This is a genomic window from Amycolatopsis sp. NPDC059027 (assembly GCF_042739735.1).
Lineage (GTDB): Bacteria > Actinomycetota > Actinomycetes > Mycobacteriales > Pseudonocardiaceae > Amycolatopsis.
The window spans coordinates 1-7,483 of sequence record NZ_JBHYIK010000019.1 but is presented as its reverse complement, the minus strand read 5'-3'; the positions used below and the strand labels follow the sequence as shown (position 1 = coordinate 7,483).

5 protein-coding genes are annotated in these 7,483 nt (G+C 69.5%); 3 read left to right on the top strand and 2 right to left on the bottom strand.

The window, feature by feature from the left end; translation table 11 throughout:
• Positions 1-138: 138 nt before the first annotated feature.
• Both ACFWY9_RS15320 and ACFWY9_RS15315 read right to left on the bottom strand, forming a co-directional pair.
• Complete coding sequence (locus ACFWY9_RS15320; RefSeq protein WP_378322573.1) at positions 139-735, bottom strand: HAD family acid phosphatase; 597 nt, start codon at positions 733-735, stop codon at positions 139-141.
• A 377-nt stretch (positions 736-1,112) separates the two neighbouring features.
• Positions 1,113-2,216, bottom strand: a complete 1,104-nt coding sequence (locus tag ACFWY9_RS15315) for a cytochrome P450 (RefSeq protein WP_378339097.1) — start codon at positions 2,214-2,216, stop codon at positions 1,113-1,115.
• Positions 2,217-2,319: 103 nt separating this feature from the next.
• Between ACFWY9_RS15315 and ACFWY9_RS15310 the strand changes: the two genes are divergently transcribed.
• From ACFWY9_RS15310 to ACFWY9_RS15300, 3 genes are all read left to right on the top strand, one after another.
• The gene (locus ACFWY9_RS15310) at positions 2,320-3,432 is read left to right on the top strand and encodes a TetR/AcrR family transcriptional regulator (RefSeq protein WP_378322571.1); all 1,113 of its coding nucleotides are present in this window, start codon (positions 2,320-2,322) and stop codon (positions 3,430-3,432) included.
• Positions 3,433-3,540: 108 nt separating this feature from the next.
• The gene (locus ACFWY9_RS15305; protein ID WP_378339150.1) at positions 3,541-5,658 is read left to right on the top strand and encodes a transglycosylase domain-containing protein; all 2,118 of its coding nucleotides are present in this window, start codon (positions 3,541-3,543) and stop codon (positions 5,656-5,658) included.
• A 122-nt stretch (positions 5,659-5,780) separates the two neighbouring features.
• Positions 5,781-7,391 (top strand): PQQ-binding-like beta-propeller repeat protein, encoded by a 1,611-nt coding sequence (locus ACFWY9_RS15300; protein WP_378322570.1) that lies wholly within the window; start codon positions 5,781-5,783, stop codon positions 7,389-7,391.
• Positions 7,392-7,483 lie beyond the last annotated feature (92 nt).

Below are 7,483 nucleotides of genomic sequence, written 5' to 3'. Positions count from 1 at the left end.
CCGCCCGGGGCCCCCCCCCGCCCCGCCGGGGGGGCCTGGCGGGCCGCCCCCGCGCGTTGCGCCCCCAAACCCGTCCCCAACGGAGCGTTCGCGGCAAAGGGACGTGGCGCCCCCTCGCGGCGCCGAAGTCAGCGACGTTCAGGACAGCTGGCCGTCGTAGTCGGGCAGCTTGAACCCGCGCTCGTAGTTCTTGTACTCCAGGTCGCCCGGCCGGTTGCCGACGTTCGCGATCAGCGTGTATCCCTCGGAGACGAACTCCTTGCGGCACCGGATCTTCACGTCCACCGCGTGGCTTTCGTCCTTCTTCAGGCAGATCTCGGTGATCGCCGGGTACCCGGCCTTCTTCAGCTCCGCGAGCGCGCCCGACCTGCCGCTTTCCTTGCGGGCGGTGGCGACCAGCACCGACACGCCCTTGTCCGCGGCGGCCTTGGCGAAGGCGAGCACCGGCTTGTTCGGCGCGCCGCGGTGGTATTCGGTCTCCAGCGACGTGTTGTCGATGTCGAGCACGATGGCGAGCTTCTTCCCACCCTGGGCGACGCGGTCGTTCAGGTACGGGATCGCCGGGTCCATCACCTTCCGGACGTCCGCCTGCCACTGCTCGTAGCTCGGCAGCCCGCTGTCCCTCGCCGCCGTCACCTCGTGCTCGCCCGCCACGGCCACCGGTGCCGCGGCCAGCACCCCGCACAACGCCATTCCCGCACCCACGACCCCGAACACGACCCTCTGGGAATTCATTTCCACACCCTTCACGAGCACCGGCGGCGAATCCGCGGCACCATCGGATAATCGGTCCTCGCGAACGCTAGCACGCACTTTTCGGCGGTGACCCCGTTTCCGTCCAGCATTGTTTGACATCTTCGACGCCGCCAGGGAAACGATTCATGAATTACCCTGCCGCCAGGCGGATTTCGGACTCGCCGAGCCCTAAATCCGCCCGAATCGCCTTTCCGTGGCGCCCGGTCGAAAAGCAGTTCGGCGGCGAGGTGTCGTCGAGGAGCCCCCGCTGGGAAACGCCCGTCACACCACCTCCAGACAAGATCGCCGCGGTGCGCACCCTACGACTTCCCCGCCACCCCTCGGAACCTACGAACGACGGGAGGAGCCGACCCTCCTCACAACGTCACCGGCAGCGCTCCCAGCCGCCAGGTCCCCGGGTCCGGCGTGCGGCTTGGCTCGGCTGCCGGCGCCAGCTTCGGGAAGCGCCGGAACAGCCCGGTGAGCGCCACCTCGGCCTGCACCCTGGCCAGCGCCGCGGCGAGGCAGAAATGCGGCCCGTACGCGAAGCCGAGGTGCGCCGCCGCGCCCGCCCTGGTGATCTCCAGCCGGTCGGGATCGGCGAACACCCGCGGATCCCGGTTCGCGGACACGATCGCCGCGGTAACCGCCGTGCCTGCCGGAATCACCGTCCCGCCGAACTCGACGTCTTCGGCCGGGAACCGCGGCGTGGTCAGCAGTTGCGGGCCGCACCAGCGCATCAGCTCGTCGACCGCGCCCGCCGCGAGCCCGTCGTCCGCCCGCAGCGCGGCGAGCTGCTCCGGGTGGTCGAAGAGCGCCGCGACACCGTTGGCGATGAGGTTCGCCGGGGTCTGGCCCGCGAGGACCAGATGCCAGACCAGGGTGACCAGTTCGACGTCGCTCAGCCGATCGCCGTCCTCGGCCTGGACGCCGATCAGCTCCGACACCAGGTCGTCGGCCGGTTCCACCCGCCGCCGCGCCACGATCGCCTTGGCATCCGCGATGATCGCGGGAATCGCCTCGACGAACCCCTTCCCGAAGCCCGAAGCGACCATCGAGCCGTATTCTCTCCACTGTGGACGGTCGGCAGCCGGGACGCCGACCAGCTCGCAGATCACGTCCATCGGCAACGGCTTCGCGAAGTCCCGCAGCAGATCCACCGGCCCGCTCGCCGGCAGCGTGTCGAGCAGGGCTTCGACGATCCGCTCCATCTTCGGCCGGAAGGCGAGGGCCCGGCGTGCCGTGAACGCGGGCGCCACCAGCCCGCGCAGCCGGGTGTGCTCCGGGCCGTCCTTCTCCTGCATCGTCCGCAGGTAGGCCGTGCAGTCCTCCGGGATGCCGGGCGGGGTCAGGTAGCTCCCGGAGTTCAGCTCGAAGCGCGCGTCGCCAAGCATCGCCCTGGCCTCCCGGTACGCGGCGAACGGGTCGAGCAGCACTTGCGCGCCGGACACGTCGATCTCGGGCAGCTCGGCGCCGATCATGACTCCTCCAGTTCGGATGTTGTTAACAGATGTTCTTGTCATCTCGATGGTCAAGGTATCTTGCTTCGGGACGGACGGCAAACAGCCCCGATCGAGGAGGACGATGAACCGGCTCAGCAGGGCGGAGCTACAGGAGCGCAACCGCGCGAAGGTGCTCGCCGCGGCGCGCGACGAGTTCGCCGAACGCGGCTTCCGCGAGGCCAAGGTCGACCGCATCGCCGAACGGGCCGGGTTCACCCGCGGCGTCGTCTACTCCAACTTCCCCGGCAAACGCGCGCTGTACTTCGCCGTCCTGGCCGAGGACGCCGAGCGGTCGCCGGAACAACCGCACGCCGAACGCGGCCTGACCGCCCACGACGCACTCGGCGCGTTCGCACGTGCCTGGGTCGCCCGGCTGCCGCTGGCCGAGGCCCCGTCGGCCCGGCTCGATGTCGACGTGCTCCCTGAGGTGCTCGCCGACGAGCAGACCCGCCGGCCGTTCACGCAGCTGATGAAGCTCGACGCGCTGCTGCTCAGCCTCGCGCTCGAACGCGTCCGCCCGCCGGAGGTGCCGCCCGGCGCCCCACCCGCCCGCCTGGTGCGTGTCGCCGAGATGGTGCTGACGACGTTGCAGGGCGCGAGTCAGCTGTCCGCCGCCGCGCCCGGGTTCCTCGAACCGTTCGACGTGGTCAGCGCCTGCGAGCAGCTGGCGAACCTCGAACTGAGCGACTGGTGGGCTCCCCCGCCCGTCGTCCCCCCGGCGCAGCCCGCGAGCGAACCGTGGACCCCGCCGTCCACTGTGGACGCGGTACGCGGCGAGGCTGTTTCACTCGCCGACGACGGCGTGGTGGCGATTCTCGGGCTGCATCGGCTTTCCGCCGTCGAAGCGGCCGTGCGCGCCGCGCCGCCGGGGGCGGACGTCACCGCCGTCCTGGTCTCCGGCGAGCCCGCCGAACTGATGCCGCTGGCCCGGCTCGTCCTCGCCGAGCTGGTCGGCTGCCTGCACCAGGCCTTCCGGCCCGAACACCGGCCGCGGTTGCGCGTCGTGTACGACCCCACCGGCGCCGTCGCCGCGGCCGCCGGAGTACCCGCGGTCAGCGACGCGACCGAGGTCGCCGTCCGCGTCGAGGCGGGCAGGATCGTCACGAGGGCCGAGGGACTTGGCGCCTGCCACGCCGCCGCGAGCACCGGAAAAACGCACGGAAAGGCGGCGCCCCGTACGCCACGAATTTCGTGAAACGACGTCGTCCGCCCCTTTGTCCATTTCGGCCGCCCGTTGCCTCGGTGCTGTATTCCTCACAGGCAACAGCGCTCTTACCTCTCCGTATTTATCGTGGATTCCGTGATGCGTCGCCGGGGTACCGTGACTTTGGCCGGTTTGTGCGCTTTGGCCGGAGTGCTCGTCGCCGGTCTGCTGGCGCCTGTCGCGCTCGGCGCGGGGCTGCTGTCCAATCAGGTCAGTGACTCGGTCGGCGCGATCTCCGCGGATCTCGCCACCGGCAGCCCGCCGCTGACGACCACGGTGACCGATCGGGACGGCAATCCGATCGCCACGCTCTACGACCAGTACCGGCTCCCGGTGACCGCGGCCGGGATCGCGGACACCATGAAGGCCGCGATCGTGTCCGTGGAGGATCGCCGGTTCTACACCGAGGGCGGCGTCGATCCGCAGGGCATGCTGCGGGCGGCCCTGCACGACAGCGCGGGCGGGAACCTCCAGGGCGCGTCGACGATCACCCAGCAGTACGTCAAGAACTACCTGATCAACGTCGTCGACCGGAACGACAAGGCGGCACAGCTCGCCGATCAGGAGGATTCGATCGCCCGCAAACTGCGCGAGGCGAAAATCGCGGTCGAGCTGAGCCAGAAGATGTCGAAGGACGACATTCTCGCGGGCTACCTCAACGTCGTCGAATTCAGCGGAACCGTTTACGGCGTCGGCGCCGCCGCGAAAGCGTATTTCGGGACCACTCCGGACAAACTGACCGTTTCCCAGGCCGCCTTGCTGGCCGGGATGGTGAACAACCCCGGCATGTTCAACCCTTACACCCATCCCGCGGAGGCGACCCAGCGCCGTAACCTGGTCATCGACGACATGGTGTCCGGCGGCCTGCTGCCCGCGAACTACGGCGCCTCGGCGAAGAACGAGCCGCTCGGGGTGCTGCCGGACGGACCGGTGACCCCATCCGGAAGCTGCATGGGCGCCGCGCCGGACGCCGGGTTCTTCTGCGCCTACGCCGAAAGCTATCTGGAGCAGGCCGGGTTCACCGCGGATCAGCTGGCCACCGGCGGCTATGTCATCAAGACCACGATGGACCCGAAGGTCAGCCAGGTGACCAAGGACGCGGTCGACGCGAACGTGCCGACCACCCAGGACGGTGTCGCCAACACCTTCGCCGTCGTCCAACCGGGACAGAACGGGCACCAGGTGCTCGCGATGGTCGCGAACCGGGACTACGGCAACGATCCTGGCAGGGGCCAGCGCTCGACGAACATCGTGGCCGACGCCGCCAACAAGTTCGGCGCGGGCTCGTCGTTCAAGATCTTCACCGCGGCCGCGGCGCTGGTCGCGGGCAAGGCCGGGCTGAACACGCCGCTGCCGAACCCGGCCAACGGCTGCTTCACTCCGCCGAACGCCAACCAGTACACCGCGTGCTACCCGGTGGGCAACGACGGCACGAACTACCCCAACCCGATCTCCCTGGCCGACGGGCTCGCGACATCTCCGAACGTCGCGTTCGTGGGCCTGGAGTCCCAGGTCGGCATGCCCGCGGTGCTCGACATGGCCCGCAAGCTCGGGCTGCGGACCACGTTGACCACCAACGACGCCGGGAACCCGCCGGTCACCGACCCGGCGAACCCGTTGTCGAAGAACCCGCAGTACAACCAGCCGCAGTCGCGGTACTTCCGGAACCTGCTCTCGTTCACCCTCGGCAACAGCCCGGTGAGCCCGCTGGAGATGGCCAACGTCTCCGCGACGATCATGAGCGACGGTGTGTGGTGCCCGCCGGACCCGATCCTTTCGGTGACCGATCGGGCGGGCAAGCCCGTGCCGATCAAGGGCCAACCGTGCGAGCAGGTCATCCCCAGCGGCGTCGCGCACACGCTCATGGCGGGCCTGAGCCAGGACACCAAGCACGGCACCTCGGCGCTCGCCGCCCACGAGGCGGGCTGGACCCGGCCCGACATCGGCAAGACCGGGACCACCGAGCAGAGCGAATCGGTCGCGTTCGTCGGCGGGGTGAACAACTACGCGGTGTCGTCCATGGTCTTCGCCGACGGTTCGCGTCCCCAGGAGATCTGCCCCGGCAATCCGGTCCATCTCGGCGACTGCGGCGCCGGCGCTTTCGGCGGCACGGTCGCGGCGCCGCCGTACTTCCACGCGATGAACCAGTTGCTCGCCGGGCAGCCGGACAAACCGCTGCCCGCGCCCGATCCCGCCTACCTCGGCGCCCACAGCTGACCGGCCGCGCGCATCCACCTATCGGCTGACCCCGGATCCACCCGTAAACCGATCGACGCGGTTCCCGCCACCTGGCAGGTTGGGGACGACCTGGAATCGTCCAGCAACCTCGGGGGCTTGTCTTGTTCTCCTTTACCCGTGCCCGAAAACGCGTCCCGCTCGCCGCGGCCGCCGCTGTCGTCCTGTTCACCAGTCTCGGGAGCGGAGTGGCCCTCGCGGACCCGGAAACCGCGACAGCTGGCCGCTCCGGCGACTGGTCCACCTGGCAGAAGGATCCGCGCGGAACACGGCACAACCGTGCCGAACGGGCCATCACCCCACGGACCGTCGGCAATCTGAAACTCAAGTGGGCGTTCGCCTATCCGCCGTCGCCCGGCCTGCCGACGCGCAGTGAGCCCGCGGTCGTCGGCGACACGATCTACTTCGGCGGCCCCGACGGCAAGTTCTACGCCCGCGACGCCCGTACCGGCGCCGAGAAATGGGCCTTCGACCTGAAGACCGTCGACCCGGCGGCCACCAACGCGGTGACCTGGGATGGACCGGCGGTGTCCGGCGGAAAGGTCTACTTCGGCGACCTGCGCGGGTACTTCTACGCGCTGGACCAGCACACCGGAACCCTGCGCTGGGCGAAGCGGCTCGACGCGCACGTCGCCGCGATGGTCACGAGTTCGCCGATCGTCTCGGACGGCCGCGTCTACGTCGGCGTGTCGAGTGGCGAGAACACTCTGCCGAGGGACTATCCGTGCTGCACCTTCCGCGGGCATCTCGACTCGCTCGACGCCGACACCGGTGAGCTGGCCTGGCGTTACTACACCGTCCCCGAGCCGAAACAGAACGGGACCTGGCCGAGCGGCGCCGCGAAGTTCGAGCCGTCCGGCGCCGGGGTGTGGAGTTCGCCGGTCATCGACCCGGCCAGCGGCACGCTCTACGTCGGCACCGGTCAGAACTACACCGGGCACGGCGGTGACTTCGACACCCTGCTCGCCCTCGACGCCCGGTCCGGCGCGGTGCGGTGGAAGAACCAGGTGACGAAGGCCGACACCTGGCGCACGGCGTGCAACGATCCGGACCCCGAGGGCTACTGCCCCGGCCTGAAGGACGGCTCGGCACTCGACTACGACATCGGCGCCACGCCGAACATCTTCCGCGCGGGCGGGCGCACACTTGTCGGCGTCGGCCAGAAAGTCGGCGTGTACCACGTGTTCGACGCACGCACCGGCGAAGTCGTCTGGCGCCGCCAGCTCGGCGTGCCCCTGCCCAGCGGCGGGATCTCCGGCATCCAGTGGGGATCGAGCTTCGACGGCGAAAAACTTTACATCGCAACATACTTCGCCAACCCCGGCACGCTGTTCGCGGTCGACCCGGCCACCGGCAAGGTGCTGTGGAAGACCCCCAACCCCGCCGACGGCTGCACCACCGGCGGAGCCGCGCACCATCCGAAGAGCTGTTCACTGGCCCATGGCCCGGCGGTGACCAGCAGCCCCGGCGTCGTCTACGAAGGCAGCAACGACGGCAAGCTGCGCGCGTACTCCTCCGCCGACGGCAAGGTGCTGTGGAGCTACGACACGATTCGGGACTTCACCGGCGTCAACGGTCTCGTCGGCCATGGAAGCTCGATCTCGGGCACCGGCGGCGGCGCCGTCGTGTCCCACGGAATGGTGTACGTCCAGTCCGGCTACTCGCCCCAATACCCCGGCACCGGCGGCAACGTCCTCCTAGCCTTCGGGCTGTAGCGCAATGGTGGGGGGGGTGGGAGACAGAAGAATTAGTCTGTGGTTTATGTGGGGTGTTACTGCGACCCCCCCCGCGAGAGAGTCCGGGCGGT